This is a genomic window from Pseudomonas halotolerans (genome assembly GCF_039581215.1).
Classification (GTDB): Bacteria; Pseudomonadota; Gammaproteobacteria; order Pseudomonadales; family Pseudomonadaceae; genus Aquipseudomonas; species Aquipseudomonas tehranensis.
Map to the genome: position 1 here is coordinate 99,087 of NZ_JBCNTJ010000010.1, position 16,108 is coordinate 115,194.

Here is a 16,108-nt window from a genome sequence, read left to right on the forward strand (position 1 = left end):
CCGTTAGACGAGACGCGGCTGCAGGCCGCGCCCCTCCAGAATCAAATACGCCGTGCGGCGTAACGCTTGAGCATGCTTGGCACATCGAGGATCAGTGCGATGCGACCGTCGCCAGTGATGGTGGCGCCGGACATGCCCGGGGTGCCCTGGAGCATCTTGCCCAACGGCTTGATGACCACTTCTTCCTGGCCCACCAACTGGTCGACGACGAAGCCGATCCGCTGGGTGCCCACCGAAAGGATCACCACGTGGCCTTCGCCCTGCTCGACATGAGCCGCGGAGCTGACCAGCCAGCGCTTGAGGTAGAACAGCGGCAGGGCCTTGTCCCGCACGATCACCACTTCCTGGCCGTCCACCACGTTGGTGCGCGACAGGTCGAGGTGGAAGATCTCGTTGACATTGACCAGTGGGAAGGCGAACGCCTGGTTGCCCAGCATCACCATCAGCGTCGGCATGATCGCCAGGGTCAGCGGGACCTTGATGACGATTTTCGAGCCCTGGCCCTTGGTCGAGTAGATGTTGATCGAACCGTTGAGCTGGGAAATCTTGGTCTTCACCACGTCCATGCCCACGCCACGGCCCGACACGTCGGAAATCTCCGTCTTGGTCGAGAACCCCGGGGCGAAGATCAGGTTGTAGCACTCGGTATCGCTCAGGCGGTCGGCGGCATCCTTGTCCATCACACCGCGCTTCACCGCGATGGAGCGCAGTACGTTCGGGTCCATGCCTTTGCCGTCGTCGGAGATCGACAGCAGGATGTGGTCGCCTTCCTGCTCGGCGGCCAACACCACCTTGCCGCTGCGGGGCTTGCCTGACTCTTCGCGCTCTTGCGGCGACTCGATACCGTGGTCGACCGCGTTGCGCACCAAGTGGACCAACGGGTCGGCCAGGGCCTCGACCAGGTTCTTGTCCAGGTCGGTCTCTTCGCCCACCAGTTCCAGGTTGATTTCTTTCTTGAGCTGGCGTGCCAAGTCACGAACCAGGCGCGGGAAGCGCCCGAAGACTTTCTTGATCGGCTGCATACGGGTCTTCATGACCGCAGTCTGCAAATCAGCCGTGACCACGTCCAGGTTCGACACGGCCTTGGCCATGGCTTCGTCCTGGCTGTTGAGGCCCAGGCGCACCAGGCGGTTACGCACCAGCACCAGTTCGCCGACCATGTTCATGATCTCGTCCAGGCGAGCGGTGTCGACCCGAACAGTCGTCTCGGCTTCGCTGGCCGGTTTATCCGCCGGCGCAGCCGCCGGTGCACGGGCTGGCGCCGGGGCGGCCGCAGCGGCAGGCTTGGGCGTCTCAGCCTTCGGTTCCGGTGCCTTGGCGGCGGGTTTGGCCGCGGCCTTCTCCGCTGGCGCAGCCGCTGTGGCAGTGGCGGCAGGCGCAGTGGCTGCTGAGGCGGTGCCGACCTCGCTGAACTTGCCCTTGCCGTGCAGTTCGTCGAGCAGTGATTCGAACTCGTGATCGCTGATCAGGTCGCTGCCCGCTGCGGCGGCGGCAGGCTTGGCTGGGGTCGGCGCCGAAGCGATGGCCGAATCCAGTGCGTCCACGGCAAAGTTGCCCTTGCCGTGCAACTGATCGAGCAAAGCCTCGAACTCATCGTCGGTGATATCGGAGTTGTCGCCCGCTGCTTTCGGGGCGGCAGGGGCAGCCGGGGCAGCCGGGGCGCTCGGCGGGACGACTGCATCCACGGCGAACTGGCCCTTGCCGTGAAGCTGATCGAGCAGCGACTCGAACTCGGCGTCGGTGATTTCATCGCTGGTGGCGGCATCGGCGGCCGGCGCAGCCGGGGCAGCAGGCGCAGCCGGAGCCTGGGCTTGGGCCTTGACGGCGTTCAGCGAGTCCAGCAGTTGTTCGAATTCGTTATCGGTGATATCGCCGGACTCCTCGGCGACCGGCTCGGCAACGACCGGTTCGGCGGCGGGGGCGACCTCGTCAGCCGATTGCGGCTCAGCCAGGCGTGACAGCGCGGCGAGCAGCTCAGGCGTAGCAGCAGTGATCGGTGAGCGCTCGCGCACTTCGCTGAACATGCTGTTGACCGCGTCCAGCGCTTCGAGCACCACGTCCATCAATTCCGAGTCAACGCGACGCTCACCCTTGCGCAGGATGTCGAACACGTTCTCGGCAATGTGACAGCACTCCACCAGCTCATTGAGCTGGAGGAAGCCGGCGCCTCCTTTTACAGTGTGGAAACCGCGAAAAATTGCATTGAGCAGATCCGCATCATCCGGTCGGCTTTCCAGCTCGACCAGTTGTTCGGAAAGTTGCTCTAGAATCTCGCCGGCCTCAACCAGGAAATCCTGAAGGATCTCTTCATCGGCGCCGAAGCTCATTAATGGCTGCTCCTAAAACAGGGCTAAAACTCAGAATCCAAGGCTGGACAGCAAATCGTCCACATCGTCCTGACCGGACACAACGTCTTCTCTTTTATCGGCATGAATCTGCGGACCTTCACCCTGAGAGAGATGTTTTTGTGGATCTTTTTCAGCAAGTATCGCTTCACGGTCGTGTTCGATGCCTGCAAAGCGGTCGACCTGGCTGGCCATCAACACCAGTTTGAGCAGGTTGCTTTCCACTTCGGTGACCAGTTGGGTCACGCGCTTGATCACCTGGCCGGTCAGGTCTTGATAGTCCTGAGCCAGCAGAATGTCATTTAGGTTGCTCGCCACGGCGCGGTTCTCGGTGCTGCTGCGCGTCAGGAAACCGTCAACCCGACGGGCCAGCTCCCGAAACTCCTCAGCGCCGACTTCACGCCGCATGAACCGACCCCAGTCGGTGCTCAAGGCCTGGGCTTCATCGCTCAGGCCGTTGACCAGCGGCGTTGCGTTCTCCACCAGGTCCATGGTGCGGTTGGCCGCGGCCTCAGTCAGCTTGACCACATACCCCAGACGCTCGGTGGCGTCGGTGATCTGCGAGACTTCCTCGGCCTGCGGCATGTTCGGGTCGATCTGAAAATTGACAATCGCGCTGTGCAGTTCACGCGTGAGCTTGCCCACTTCCTGATACAGACCGCGATCACGGGTCTGGTTGAGCTCATGGATCATTTGAACCGCATCGCCAAAGCGGCCTTTTTCAAGGCTGTCGACCAGTTCGCGGGCATGTTTTTTCAGGGTCGATTCGAAATCACCCATTGAAGATTCGTTATCCATAGCTCCCCCGTGGCGCCGTTAACCGATGCGTTCGAAGATTTTTTCGATCTTCTCTTTCAACGCCTGGGCCGTGAAGGGTTTGACCACATAGCCGTTCACACCGGCCTGAGCCGCTTCGATGATCTGCTCGCGCTTGGCTTCGGCAGTGACCATCAGCACCGGAAGGTGCTTGAGTTTTTCGTCGGCGCGCACATGGCGCAGCAAGTCGATACCGGTCATGCCGGGCATGTTCCAGTCAGTCACCAGAAAGTCGATGCTTCCGCTGTTGAGAACCGGAATGGCAGTGGTGCCATCGTCGGCCTCGACCGTGTTGGTGAACCCAAGGTCACGCAACAGGTTTTTTATGATCCGCCGCATCGTTGAGAAGTCATCAACGATGAGGATTTTCATGTTCTTGTCCAATTCGACCTCCAAGCAGTCTTAAACGCGCCCAGCACCTGAACGCGCCATTTCAATCAATCCGGCACAACACTCGACAACGGTCTGGAGGACAACGGAGAAAGACTGGCTCAGCGCAGGCCAGGCCAGACTCGTTCGCAGTGTCCCCACACTGCTGTCAGCGCGCTCGCCACTCCCCCAAACGCCCCCGCAAACGGGCCGCGCACTGGCTGTGTAACTGGCTGACCCGCGATTCGCTGACCCCCAGGACCTCACCGATTTCCTTGAGGTTCAGCTCTTCGTCGTAGTACAGCGCCAAGACCAGTCGCTCACGCTCCGGCAAATTGGCAATCGCATCCGCCAGCGCGCTCTGGAAACGTTCATCTTCCAGGTCACGCGATGGCTCCATGTGAGCACTCGCGCCGTCCTCGTGCAGCCCTTCGTGTTCGCCGTCCTGCAACAGGTCGTCGAAACTGAACAGGCGACTGCCCAAGGTATCGTTCAAAATCCCGTAATAATCATCGAGACTCAATTGGAGTTCGGCCGCAACCTCATGATCTTTAGCGTCACGCCCGGTTTTAGCTTCAATGGCGCGAATGGCGTCACTGACCATGCGGGTATTGCGGTGCACCGAACGCGGTGCCCAGTCGCCCTTGCGGACTTCGTCGAGCATTGCCCCGCGGATGCGAATACCGGCATAGGTCTCAAAGCTGGCGCCCTTGCTCGCGTCGTATTTGTTCGACACTTCGAGCAGCCCGATCATGCCCGCCTGGATCAGATCCTCGACCTGGACACTGGCCGGCAACCGCGCCAGCAAGTGATAGGCGATACGTTTGACCAGCGGGGCATAACGCTCAATCAATTCGTATTGGGCGTCCCGTGCCGATTTTTTGTAGAGATGGTTGTAACCGCTGGCTGTCATAACACGGGCCCTGCTGTTTGTTGCACGAGACGCTCGACGAAAAACTCCAGATGCCCGCGAGGGTTGGCCGGCAATGGCCAGGTATCAACCTTCTGGGCAATAGCCTTGAACGCCAGTGCGCATTTGGAACGGGGAAAAGCTTCATAAACCGCACGTTGCTTCTGGACGGCCTTGCGTACGCTTTCGTCGTAGGGCACTGCGCCGACGTATTGTAGGGCGACGTCCAGGAAGCGATCCGTGACCTTTGTCAACTTGGCGAACAGGTTGCGGCCTTCCTGCGGGCTCTGGGCCATGTTGGCCAGGACGCGGAAGCGGTTCATGCCGTAGTCACGGTTCAGTAATTTGATCAGGGCATAGGCGTCGGTGATGGACGTCGGTTCGTCGCAGACCACCAGCAACACTTCCTGGGCAGCGCGTACGAAACTGACGACCGAATCACCGATACCGGCAGCCGTGTCGATCACCAGCACATCGAGGTTGTCACCGATGTCGCTGAAGGCCTGGATCAGACCGGCGTGTTGAGCCGGAGTCAGATGGACCATGCTCTGGGTGCCCGAGGCAGCCGGCACGATGCGAATCCCGCCGGGCCCCTGCAGCAGCACGTCGCGCAGTTCGCAGCGGCCCTCTATCACATCCGCCAGCGTGCGCTTGGGGGTAAGCCCCAGCAGCACATCGACGTTCGCCAGGCCCAGGTCGGCGTCCAGCAGCATGACCCGTCGGCCAAGCTCTGCCAGAGCCAGGGACAAGTTCACTGACACGTTAGTCTTGCCGACGCCACCTTTGCCGCCGGTCACCGCGATCACCTGTACGGGATGCATGCTGCCCATGTTCGTTCTTTACCTTGTCTTACTTAGACGGAGGCCACATTACTGGCTGCGCGCTCGCATGAAGGAACAATGCATGGCAGACCATCGATGTAGGTACAAAAAATATTCATGATTACCTCAGCCGACCTGCTTGGTCGGGCTGTGGTAGATGTCAGCGAACATATCAGCCATGGCTTCTTCGCTGGGTTCTTCCTGCATTTGCACACTCACGGCACGACTGACCAGTTGATGACGGCGCGGCAGATGCAAATCATCCGGGATCCGCGGCCCGTCGGTCAGGTAGGCCACCGGTAAATCATGACCGATCGCCAGGCTCAACACCTCGCCCAGGCTTGCCGTTTCGTCCAGCTTAGTCAGGATGCAGCCGGCCAGCCCGCAGCGTTTGTAGCTGTGGTATGCGGCGGTTAGAACCTGTTTCTGGCTGGTGGTTGCCAACACGAGATAATTTTTTGACCGGATACCACGCCCGGCCAGGCTTTCAAGCTGCATGCGCAGGGCCGGATCGCTGGCTTGCAGGCCGGCGGTATCGATCAGCACGACGCGCTTGCGCAGCAACGGTTCCAGCGCCTGGGCCAGGGACTGGCCCGGATCCACATGGGTGACGGATACATTGAGGATACGGCCCAGGGTCTTGAGTTGTTCCTGGGCACCGATACGGAAACTGTCCATGCTCACCAGGGCGATGCTCTGGGCGCCGTACTTGAGTACATAACGCGCCGCGAGCTTGGCCAGGGTGGTGGTCTTGCCCATGCCGGCCGGACCGACCATGGCAATGACTCCCCCCTCTTCCAGCGGCTCGACTTCTGGCGTGGCGATCATCCGCGCCAGGTGCGCCAGCAGCATGCGCCAGGCCTGGCGAGGTTCTTCGATATCGTTGATCAGCGCCAGCAGGTCGCGGGACAACGGGCCGGACAGGCCGATGCGTTGCAGGCGACGCCACAGGTTAGCCTGGGCCGGACGGTTGCCTTGCAACTGGTTCCAGGCCAGAGAGCCGAGCTGAACTTCCATCAGTTCACGCAGGCTGTTGAGTTCGAAGCGCATCGAGTCCAGCGCACGCGGGTCGACACCACCGCCTGATGCGGCCTGAACCGGTGCTGGACGACGCGGCTCAGCCTTGGCCTGCTCGACCAGCGGCTCGGCAGCGGTCAACGGCAGTCCGGCGGTCAGTGGCTGGCCAGCGAACAATTGACGATTGGTGCCCGCACTGGCTTCGCCGTCGCTGCTGCGCAAGCTCAATTCGGCCTGGGCACTGGCGATGCGCGACTGGGTCTTGCGCAGCTCATCCTCGAGCTCCATGTTCGGAACTCGCGGGGCCAGCGCCGACAGTTTGTAATCCAGGGCCGCCGTCAGCTCGACACCGCCGGCGATCCGACGGTTGCCGATGATGGCTGCTTCAGCGCCCAGCTCGTCACGAACCAGCTTCATGGCCTGACGCATATCGGCGGCGAAAAAACGCTTCACTTGCATAAACCACTACCTCAGCCGTTGGGCCCTACTGTCGCAACGATGGTCACTTGCTTGTTGTCCGGTATTTCCTGGTACGCCAGCACATGCAGCCCCGGGACCGCGAGGCGCCCGAACCGCGAGAGCATCGCGCGAATCGGACCGGCCACCAGCAGGATCACCGGTTGGCCTTGCATCTCCTGCCGCTGGGCTGCATCGATCAGCGAACGCTGCAGCTTCTCGGCCATGCTTGGCTCCAGCAGAACGCCCTCTTCCGAGCCTTGTCCTGCCTTCTGCAGACTATTGAGCAATATCTGTTCCAACCTTGGCTCCAGCGTGATCACAGGCAGCTCGGACTCAGTGCCTACAATGCTTTGGACGATTGCGCGGGATACGCCAACCCGCACCGCAGCGACCAGAGCGGCGGTATCTTGACTCTTGGAGGCGTTGTTGGCGATCGCCTCGGCAATGCTGCGAATGTCGCGAACCGGCACCTGCTCGGCCAACAGCGCCTGCAACACCTTGAGCAATTGCGACAACGAAACCACGCCGGGCACCAGCTCTTCGGCCAACTTCGGCGAGCCTTTGGCCAGCACTTGCAGCAATTGCTGGACTTCTTCGTGGCCGATCAGCTCGCTGGAGTGCTTGTACAGAATCTGGTTCAAGTGGGTCGCGACCACGGTACTGGCGTCCACCACGGTATAGCCGAGGGACTGGGCCTGGGCCCGCTGGCTGATTTCGATCCACACCGCTTCCAGACCAAAAGCCGGATCCTTGGCGGTAATGCCGTTGAGCGAACCGTAGACCTGCCCTGGGTTGATCGCCAGTTCACGGTCCGGGTAGATCTCGGCTTCGGCCAGGATCACGCCCATCAGCGTCAAGCGATAGGCACTGGGTGCCAGATCGAGGTTGTCACGAATATGGACGGTGGGCATCAGAAACCCCAGGTCCTGGGACAGCTTCTTGCGCACGCCCTTGATCCGCGCGAGCAATTGACCACCCTGATTGCGGTCCACCAAGGGAATCAGGCGGTAACCGACTTCCAGGCCGATCATGTCGATGGGGGTGACGTCGTCCCAACCCAGCTCCTTGGTTTCCATGGCGCGAGCCGGCGATGGCAGCAGTTCCTGCTGGCGCTTGACCTCTTGCAGGGCCTGGACCTTTTGCACGTTCTGCTTCTTCCAGAACAGGTAGGCGCCACCCGCCGCCAATGCGGCCATGCTCAGAAAGGAGAAATGGGGCATCCCAGGGACCAGGCCCATCACGGCCATCAGCCCGGCGGCAACGGCCAACGCTTTGGGCGAAGCAAACATCTGCCGGCCGATCTGCTTGCCCATGTCTTCGGAGCCGGACGCACGGGTCACCATGATTGCGGCAGCTGTGGATAACAACAGTGATGGCAACTGCGCCACCAAACCGTCACCAATGGTCAACAGCGCGTAAACCTTGCCGGCATCGCCGAATGTCATGCCATGCTGGAAGATACCGACAGCCATGCCGCCGATCAGGTTGATAAAGAGGATCAGCAGACCCGCGATGGCGTCACCGCGCACGAATTTGCTGGCACCGTCCATGGAACCGTAGAACTCAGCTTCCTGAGCCACTTCCAGGCGACGGGCCTTGGCTTGGCCCTGGTCGATCAGGCCGGCGTTGAGGTCGGCGTCGATTGCCATTTGCTTGCCAGGCATTGCATCGAGGGTGAAGCGCGCGCTCACCTCGGAAATCCGCCCGGCACCCTTGGTCACCACCACGAAGTTGATGATCATCAAAATGGCGAAGACGACGATACCCACCACGTAGTTGCCGCCGATCACCACCTCACCGAAGGCCTGGATCACCTTACCGGCAGCGGCGTGGCCTTCATGCCCGTGGATCATCACCACCCGGGTGGACGCCACGTTGAGCGCCAGACGCATCAGCGTCGCCACCAGCAGAATGGTCGGGAACACTGCAAAATCCAGTGGCCGCAATGCGTACACACACACCAGCAGTACAACGATGGACAACGCGATATTGAACGTGAAGAACACGTCCAGCAGAAACGGTGGCACCGGCAGCATCATCATGGCGAGCATGACCAGCAGCAACAACGGCACGCCCAGATTACCCCGGCTGAGGTCGGCTACGTTGTTGCGCGCGGTGCTGAATAACTGAGAGCGATCCACCAATAATCCCCGTTCCTGTGAAGCAAACTTTTGACGCCCGAAACGGGCGCAGACGGGGTATTGCAAGAAGCCTTCCAACTTTCGTCGGAGGCTGAAATAGAGGCGCTAGCCAAGGCGCTGAATGCCATCGAGTGGGAGCCCGAGTCAGGAGTCGCGGCGCAAATCCGGTGGAATCGGCAAATCCTTGAGCGGCTCGGGGCGCTTGCCCTTGCCGGCGCGGTGTTGACGGATCTGATAGACATAGGCCAACACCTGAGCCACGGCCAGGTACAGGCCGCCAGGAATTTCCTGGTCCAGTTCGGTGGAGTAGTAAATCGACCGCGCCAACGCCGGGGATTCAAGCAGCATCACTTCGTTGGCTACGGCAATCTCGCGGATCTTCAGGGCCAGGAAATCACTGCCCTTGGCCAGCAATACCGGGGCATTGCCTTTATCGGGATCGTACTTGAGCGCCACGGCATAGTGGGTCGGGTTGGTGATCACCACGTCGGCGTCTGGAATGGCCGCCATCATCCGGCGCTGGGACACTTCACGCTGCAACTGACGGATCCGTTGCTTGACCTCCGGCTTGCCCTCCTGGTCCTTGTGCTCGTCGCGGATCTCCTGCTTGGTCATCATCAGCTTCTGCTTGCTCTGATACAGCTGGATGGGCACGTCGATGGCGGCGATCAGAATCAAGCCGCAAGCCATCCACAAAGTACTCCAGCCCACCAGTTGCACGCTGTGGATGATCGCCTGCTCCAAGGGCTCATGGGCAATGCGCAATAAATCATCGATATCGGCCTGCAGTACCGTCAGCGCTACGAACAGGATCAGGAGGAACTTCCCGAGCGCCTTGAGCAGCTCAATCAGCGCCGTGCTGGAAAACATTCGCTTGAGGCCGTTAGCCGGGTTCATCCGACTGAACTTGGGGGCCAGGCTCTTGCCGGCAAACAACCAGCCTCCGAGGGAGATCGGACCAATAATGGCCGCCAGCAGGAGAAAGATCAGGACCGGCTGCACCGCCAGGATCGCGATCTTGCCGGAGTGCAACAGGTATTGCCCCATGGCGCCAGGAGTAAGCAGCACCTCACGGGGCAAGGAAAAATTCAGCCGCATGATTTCCAGCAGATCCAAGGCCAGACCGCCGCCGTAAATCAATAAGCCACCCGCCCCAGCCATCGTCACCGCCAGGGTGTTGAGCTCCTTGGAGCGCGCAATCTCACCTTTGTCCCGGGATTCTTTCTTGCGCTTCTCCGTGGGGTCTTCTGTTTTGTCCTGACCACTCTCGCTTTCGGCCATGGTTCAGCGCGCCTGTGCCATGTCGCGTAACAGCTGCAGGGCCTGGGTCGCCAACGGCTGGTACTGATTGAGAATATCCCCCAGGCTGATCCAGAAAATCACCAGGCCAAGCACCAGGGTCAGCGGAAAACCAATGGAGAAAATGTTTAACTGCGGCGCCGCCCGGGTCATGACACCAAAGGCAATATTGACCACCAGCAGCGCGGTAATTGCGGGCAATACCAACACCATCGCCGCGCCTAGAACCCAGCCGAGCTTGCCGGCGACGTCCCAGAAATGATTGACCAGCATCGCGCTGCCCACCGGCATTGTGGTGAAGCTCTCGGTCAGCACCTCAAACACCACCAGGTGCCCGTTCATCGCCAGAAACAGCAGGGTCACCAGCATCGTCAGGAACTGCCCGATCACCGCGCTGTTCACGCCGTTGGTGGGGTCGATCATGGAGGCGAACGCCATGCCCATCTGGATCGAAATGATTTGCCCGGCGACCACAAATGCCTGAAAGAACAGTTGCAGCGAAAAGCCCATCAAGACGCCAATCAGAATCTGCTCGGCCACCAGCATCAATGCACTGAGGTCCAGGGCGTTGACCGGCGGCATAGGTGGCAGCCCCGGCGCGATGACCACCGTGATCGCCAGGGCGAAATACAGCCGTATACGGGTCGGCACAAGGGTGGTGCCAAAGACCGGCATGCTCATCAGCACCGCGGTGACCCGAAACAGCGGCAGGATAAATGACGCCACCCAGGTACTGATCTGGGTATCCGTCAGTTCGAGCATCGACATCAGGTCAACCGATCAGCTGCGGAATACTGCCGTACAGCTGCAGGATGTATTCCATGAAGGTTTGCACCAACCAGGGACCGGCGACGATCAACGTCACCAGCATCACCAGCAGACGCGGCAGGAAGCTGAGGGTCTGTTCGTTGATCTGGGTCGCGGCCTGGAACATCGCCACCAGCAAGCCCACCAGCAGGCTGGGTATCACCAGCACGGCGACCATCATGGTCGTCAGCCAGAGCGCTTCGCGGAACAGGTCTACCGCTACTTCAGGCGTCATATTCTTGCTACCCGCACAAATGGCCTAAACACCGCCGAAACTGCCCGCCAGGGTGCCAATGATCAGCGCCCAACCATCCACCAGCACGAACAGCATGATTTTGAACGGCAGGGAAATGATCAATGGCGACAGCATCATCATACCCATGGCCATGAGCACGCTGGCGACCACCAGGTCGATGATCAGGAACGGGATGAAAATCATGAAGCCAATCTGGAACGCGGTCTTCAGTTCCGAAGTCACGAATGCTGGCACCAGGATAGTCAGCGGCGCCTCATCGGGACTGGCGATGTCAGTGCGCTTGGACAGGCGCATGAACAGCTCCAGGTCGCTGCTGCGAGTCTGGGCCAGCATGAAATCCTTGATCGGCACTTCAGCCTTGGCCACCGCATCCTGGGCGGTGATGGTTTCCGCCAGGTAGGGCTGCAACGCATCCTGGTTCACCCGGTCGAACACCGGCGCCATGATGAACATGGTCAGGAACAGCGCCATGCCGGTCAGAATCTGATTCGACGGCGTCTGCTGCAAGCCCAGGGCCTGGCGCAGGATCGAAAAGACGATGATGATCCGAGTGAAGCTGGTCATCAGCATGACGAACGCCGGAATGAAACTCAGCGCGGTCATGATCAGCAGGATCTGCAGGCTGACCGAATATTCCTGGGCCCCTTCGGCGTTGGTGCCCAAGGTGATTGCCGGGATCGACAGCGGATCGGCGGCAAGCACCCACGGCGCAGCCAGCATCAGAAGCACTGCCAACAGAATGCGCAACGGCATTACTTTTTATCCTTCTGATCTTTACCCAACAGCTCCATGAGGCGCTGGGCAAACTCGGGGGTGGCCTGGTCGGTGTCAGGCACCTGCACCGGCTCCTTGAGAACATGCAATGCGGTGATGGTGCCCGGGCTCAGCCCCAGCAGAATCTGCTCGTTGCCAACCTGAACCAGCACCAGCCGGTCCCGCGGGCCGAGCGCGCGGGAACCGACGATGTCGATGACCTGCCCCTTGCCGGCTGGCCCCGCCCGTTGCACGCGCCGCAGCAGCCAGGCCAGGAAGAAGATCAACCCCAGCACCAGCAGCAGGCCGAGCACCAATTGCGCCAGTTGCCCGGCTATCCCACTACCCGCCGCCGGTGCGGCAGCTACGGCAGCGACCGGTTCGGCCGCCAGTACGCTGAACGGCAGCATCAGGGCTGTTGCGAAAAAACCTTTCACTCAGCGCAGCTTCTTGATGCGTTCGCTTGGACTGATCACGTCCGTCAGGCGAATGCCGAACTTCTCGTTGACCACCACCACCTCGCCATGGGCGATCAGCGTGCCGTTGACCAGCACATCCAGTGGCTCGCCAGCCAGGCGATCCAGCTCGATCACCGAGCCCTGGTTGAGTTGCAGCAGGTTACGAATGTTGATGTCGGTGCTGCCTACCTCCATGGAAATCGACACCGGGATGTCGAGAATCACGTCGAGGTTCGGCCCGTCCAGCGTCACCTGTTCGTTGCTTCTAGGCACGCTGCCAAACTCTTCCATCGGCAGGCGATTGGAGGCGTGAGCGCCAGTGTCGGCCGCCAGCAAAGCGTCAATGTCGGCCTGCCCGGCGTCGCCGGTTTCTTCCAGGGCTGCAGCCCACTCGTCGGCCAGCGCCTGGTCATCCTGGGTGTTCATATCGTCAGCCATCATTTGTCCTCGGCGGGCAAAAATTCAGTTAAAAACGTAAGGGTTCGACACCGCTCAGCGGCGTTCGATCGGCTCGATCACTTGCAACGCCAGGTTGCCTTTGTGAGAGCCCATCTTGACCTTGAAGGCCGGTACACCGTTGGCGCGCATGATCATGTCTTCAGGCATCTCGACAGGGATAATGTCCCCCGGCTGCATATGCAGGATGTCCCGCAGGCGCAACTGACGCCGGGCAACCGTCGCGCCGATCGGCACGTCGACATCCAGCACATCCTGGCGCAAAGCATTGATCCAGCGCTCGTCCTGATCGTCGAGATCCGACTGGAAACCGGCATCGAGCATTTCCCGCACCGGCTCGATCATCGAGTACGGCATGGTCACGTGCAGATCGCCGCCACCGCCATCGAGCTCAATGTGGAAGGTCGAAACCACAATCGCTTCGCTCGGGCCGACGATGTTGGCCATGGCCGGGTTCACTTCCGAGTTGATGTACTCGAAGTTCACTTCCATGATCGCCTGCCAGGCCTCCTTCAGATCGACGAAGGCCTGCTCAAGCACCATGCGCACGACCCGCAGCTCGGTCGGGGTGAATTCACGCCCCTCGATCTTGGCGTGACGACCGTCGCCACCGAAGAAGTTGTCCACCAGCTTGAACACCAGTTTGGCGTCGAGGATGAACAGCGCAGTGCCGCGCAACGGCTTGATCTTCACCAGGTTGAGGCTGGTGGGGACATACAGCGAGTGCACGTATTCACCGAACTTCATCACCTGCACGCCACCCACCGCCACATCGGCCGAACGGCGCAGCATGTTGAACATGCTGATGCGGGTGTATCGGGCGAAACGCTCGTTGATCATTTCCAGGGTCGGCATCCGTCCGCGAACGATGCGATCCTGGCTGGTCAGGTCGTAGCTTTTGACGCTGCCCGGCTCAGCAGCGTTTTCGGTCTGCACCAGGCCATCGTCGACACCATGCAACAGCGCGTCGATTTCATCCTGGGACAACAGGTCCTGCACGGCCATGTCGGGTTCCTACTGCAATACGAAATTAGTGAAAAGCAACTGTTCGATCACCACTTTGCCGAGCTCCTTCTGAGCCACTTCCTGCACGCTGGCCGTGGCTTTCTGACGCAGCATTTCCTGGCCGACGGGCGTGGCCAGGGTGTCGAAATTCTGTCCGGAAAAGAGCATCACCAGGTTATTGCGGATCAGCGGCATGTGCACCCGCAGCGCTTCCAGGTCAGCCTGGTTGCGGCCCAACAAGGTGATACTGACCTGCATGTAGCGTTGGCGACCGTTCTGGGTGTAGTTGGCCACAAAAGCAGGCGCCATCGGCTCGAAAATCGCTGGCTGTTTGCCCACCGGCGCGGCTTCGACCACGGCTGGCTTGCTTTGAGCGTTGTGCATGAAATACCAGGTCGCCCCTACGGAGACGCCAATGGCCAGGAGCAAGCCCACCACGATCAAGATGATCAGCTTGAGTTTGCCCTTGGTTGCCGGGTCTTTTACAGCTGCTGCTTCGCTCTTCGCCATGCCAATAATCCGTCACTAATCGGGGTTTTCACTGTTGCACGGCAAGGCTGGAGCAAGTGTTATGCCAGAAGTGTTTGGAGAATGGGAGGTGAGATAAATCTTCAGGACACCATAAACCAATGTGGGAGCGGGCTTGCTCGCGAAGGCGCAGTGTCAGTCGACATTATTGCCGACTGACCCACCACCTTCGCGAGCAAGCCCGCTCCCACAGGGTTTTCAGCGTTTGGTCAGGCGTAGAAGTCGACCGCGCTGGTGCCGATCACGCTGGTGGCAGTGGCTGCTACTTCAGCGATACTGGCTGGCAGGTCTTCCTCTACCGAATCCACACGTCCACCGGACGATGTTGTACGCCCAGCCTGGGCCTGCTGCTGCGCTTGCTGATCCTGCCCCTGGGAGCCACGGGACTGGTCAGACACGCTGACATCGACCTGACCCATGCCCTGTTGGGCAAAACTGTCGCGCAGGCGATGCATCTGACCTTCGAGGGCTTCGCGAACGCCGGAGTGAGCACTCATGAATGTAACTTGGGTCTGCTGGTCCGGAACCATGTTCACGCGGATGTCCAGGCGACCGAGTTCGGCCGGCTGCAACTGGATATCGGCCGCCTTGAGGTTGACGCTCGACAGGTACATGACCCGGTTGACCACCTCTTCGGTCCAGCCGCTCTGATTCATGGCGATAGGCTGATTGACCGGTATCGCATTGGCGGTCTTTGGCGTGGCGGCCTGGGTCAGCGCTGCCAGACGGTTGGCAAAATCATCCACTCGGGTATCGCTGGAAGCGGCGGTCAGGTCTTTGAGGCCCTCAGTGATCAGGCCGCTGAATGCCTTGTCACCGCCCTGGCTGCCTGGGCCGGTGCTGTTCTGATCAGCCTGCACGGTGAGCATGCTTGCCATGCCGGCGGCAAAGGTTTGAGCAGATGTCGATTCACCGTCGAGCGATGCCGGCGCAGGAGTCTTGGACTGGGCCTGGCTGGCGGCGGAAACATGACCGCCCTGCTCCATCGCCAAGCGCAAGGCAGGTAATGCATCGAGCGGATCGGCCTGCGGATCGAATTCAGGGTCAACTGCAGATGCCGACGCCTGGGCTGGCGCGGCCGGCGCGGCCAGCGGGGCAACCGGAGCTGCAGCGGTTTGAGACACTGTCGTGACCACCTCGGGTGCTGGCTGCGCCTCAGTTGTGACGACCGGGACGACCATGTCCGGCTGCAAAGCGGGATCAACTGCGGGATCGCCAGAAGCAACTTCCGCCGCTGGGGCTTCAGTTGTATCGGCACCGTCATCACTGGCCACCTTGTCATCAGCCGTTGCCGGTTTGTCGGCGGGCAAGGATTTGCCGCTATCGGCAACCGTCGGCTCGGGGGCGGCAGCGGTCTCGTTGCCGTCGTCCTTTTTGAGGGTGTTATCTGATGCCTTATCGCGCACCGGTTTAGCCGATGGCTCGGGGGTTACCGATGATTTGGCAGGCGCCTGACGGGCGAAGACCTGGGCGAAGCTTGAGGCTTTATCCCCGAATTCCGGGGCCGCTGCCGGTGAATTGACAGCGGCCTGAGGCTTGGCCTGAACGGCGGCCTGAAGCAGTATATTGGGCGTTACGGGCATAAAAAGGTCTCCGCTGCACTGGAATCATAGGTACAGGCAAGACAGGACAATGCAAGGGCCGGGCCAATGTGTCGGCAATGTTTGA

At 60.5% G+C, this 16,108-nt stretch carries 16 protein-coding genes; all 16 read right to left on the minus strand.

All coding sequences use genetic code 11. The features are described from left to right. Positions 1-41: 41 nt before the first annotated feature. The 16 genes from AAIS01_RS15410 to AAIS01_RS15485 all read right to left on the minus strand — a co-directional run bounded on the left by AAIS01_RS15410 (position 42) and on the right by AAIS01_RS15485 (position 16,023). A complete protein-coding gene (locus tag AAIS01_RS15410; RefSeq protein ID WP_343469648.1) occupies positions 42-2,327 on the minus strand; it encodes a chemotaxis protein CheA in 2,286 nt (761 codons plus the stop codon). Between the two features lie 30 nt (positions 2,328-2,357). Beyond that, the gene (locus tag AAIS01_RS15415) at positions 2,358-3,143 is read right to left on the minus strand and encodes a protein phosphatase CheZ (protein ID WP_343469649.1); all 786 of its coding nucleotides are present in this window, start codon (positions 3,141-3,143) and stop codon (positions 2,358-2,360) included. An 18-nt stretch (positions 3,144-3,161) separates the two neighbouring features. Beyond that, the gene (locus AAIS01_RS15420) at positions 3,162-3,533 is read right to left on the minus strand and encodes a chemotaxis response regulator CheY (RefSeq protein WP_003183998.1); all 372 of its coding nucleotides are present in this window, start codon (positions 3,531-3,533) and stop codon (positions 3,162-3,164) included. Between the two features lie 166 nt (positions 3,534-3,699). Further along, on the minus strand, positions 3,700-4,443 hold the full coding sequence (gene fliA / locus AAIS01_RS15425; RefSeq protein WP_003184000.1) for an RNA polymerase sigma factor FliA: 744 nt from the start codon (positions 4,441-4,443) through the stop codon (positions 3,700-3,702). Beyond that, positions 4,440-5,270 carry a flagellar synthesis regulator FleN gene (gene fleN / locus AAIS01_RS15430; protein WP_003184001.1) on the minus strand — a complete coding sequence of 277 codons (831 nt, stop codon included), beginning with the start codon at positions 5,268-5,270 and terminating at the stop codon, positions 4,440-4,442. Before fleN ends, fliA begins: the two co-directional genes overlap by 4 nt. Before the next feature lie 117 nt (positions 5,271-5,387). After that, positions 5,388-6,737 carry a flagellar biosynthesis GTPase FlhF gene (gene flhF / locus AAIS01_RS15435; RefSeq protein WP_047226261.1) on the minus strand — a complete coding sequence of 450 codons (1,350 nt, stop codon included), beginning with the start codon at positions 6,735-6,737 and terminating at the stop codon, positions 5,388-5,390. Positions 6,738-6,748: 11 nt separating this feature from the next. Further along, complete coding sequence (flhA, locus tag AAIS01_RS15440) at positions 6,749-8,878, minus strand: flagellar biosynthesis protein FlhA (RefSeq protein WP_160892021.1); 2,130 nt, start codon at positions 8,876-8,878, stop codon at positions 6,749-6,751. 144 nt (positions 8,879-9,022) lie between these two features. Further along, on the minus strand, positions 9,023-10,159 hold the full coding sequence (gene flhB / locus AAIS01_RS15445) for a flagellar biosynthesis protein FlhB (RefSeq protein ID WP_343469650.1): 1,137 nt from the start codon (positions 10,157-10,159) through the stop codon (positions 9,023-9,025). Positions 10,160-10,162: 3 nt separating this feature from the next. After that, entirely contained in the window at positions 10,163-10,945 is a 783-nt protein-coding gene (gene fliR / locus AAIS01_RS15450) for a flagellar biosynthetic protein FliR (protein ID WP_343469651.1), read from the minus strand. Between the two features lie 4 nt (positions 10,946-10,949). After that, positions 10,950-11,219, minus strand: a complete 270-nt coding sequence (gene fliQ / locus AAIS01_RS15455; protein ID WP_047226258.1) for a flagellar biosynthesis protein FliQ — start codon at positions 11,217-11,219, stop codon at positions 10,950-10,952. A gap of 24 nt (positions 11,220-11,243) precedes the next feature. Beyond that, positions 11,244-11,993 (minus strand): flagellar type III secretion system pore protein FliP, encoded by a 750-nt coding sequence (gene fliP, locus AAIS01_RS15460; protein ID WP_343469652.1) that lies wholly within the window; start codon positions 11,991-11,993, stop codon positions 11,244-11,246. Next, complete coding sequence (fliO, locus tag AAIS01_RS15465; RefSeq protein WP_343469653.1) at positions 11,993-12,430, minus strand: flagellar biosynthetic protein FliO; 438 nt, start codon at positions 12,428-12,430, stop codon at positions 11,993-11,995. Before fliO ends, fliP begins: the two co-directional genes overlap by 1 nt. Then, positions 12,431-12,889 (minus strand): flagellar motor switch protein FliN, encoded by a 459-nt coding sequence (gene fliN, locus AAIS01_RS15470; protein WP_047226255.1) that lies wholly within the window; start codon positions 12,887-12,889, stop codon positions 12,431-12,433. A 54-nt stretch (positions 12,890-12,943) separates the two neighbouring features. Further along, positions 12,944-13,912, minus strand: a complete 969-nt coding sequence (gene fliM, locus AAIS01_RS15475) for a flagellar motor switch protein FliM (protein ID WP_003184019.1) — start codon at positions 13,910-13,912, stop codon at positions 12,944-12,946. A 9-nt stretch (positions 13,913-13,921) separates the two neighbouring features. Next, entirely contained in the window at positions 13,922-14,422 is a 501-nt protein-coding gene (gene fliL / locus AAIS01_RS15480) for a flagellar basal body-associated protein FliL (protein WP_343469654.1), read from the minus strand. A 227-nt stretch (positions 14,423-14,649) separates the two neighbouring features. Then, complete coding sequence (locus tag AAIS01_RS15485) at positions 14,650-16,023, minus strand: flagellar hook-length control protein FliK (protein ID WP_343469655.1); 1,374 nt, start codon at positions 16,021-16,023, stop codon at positions 14,650-14,652. Positions 16,024-16,108 lie beyond the last annotated feature (85 nt).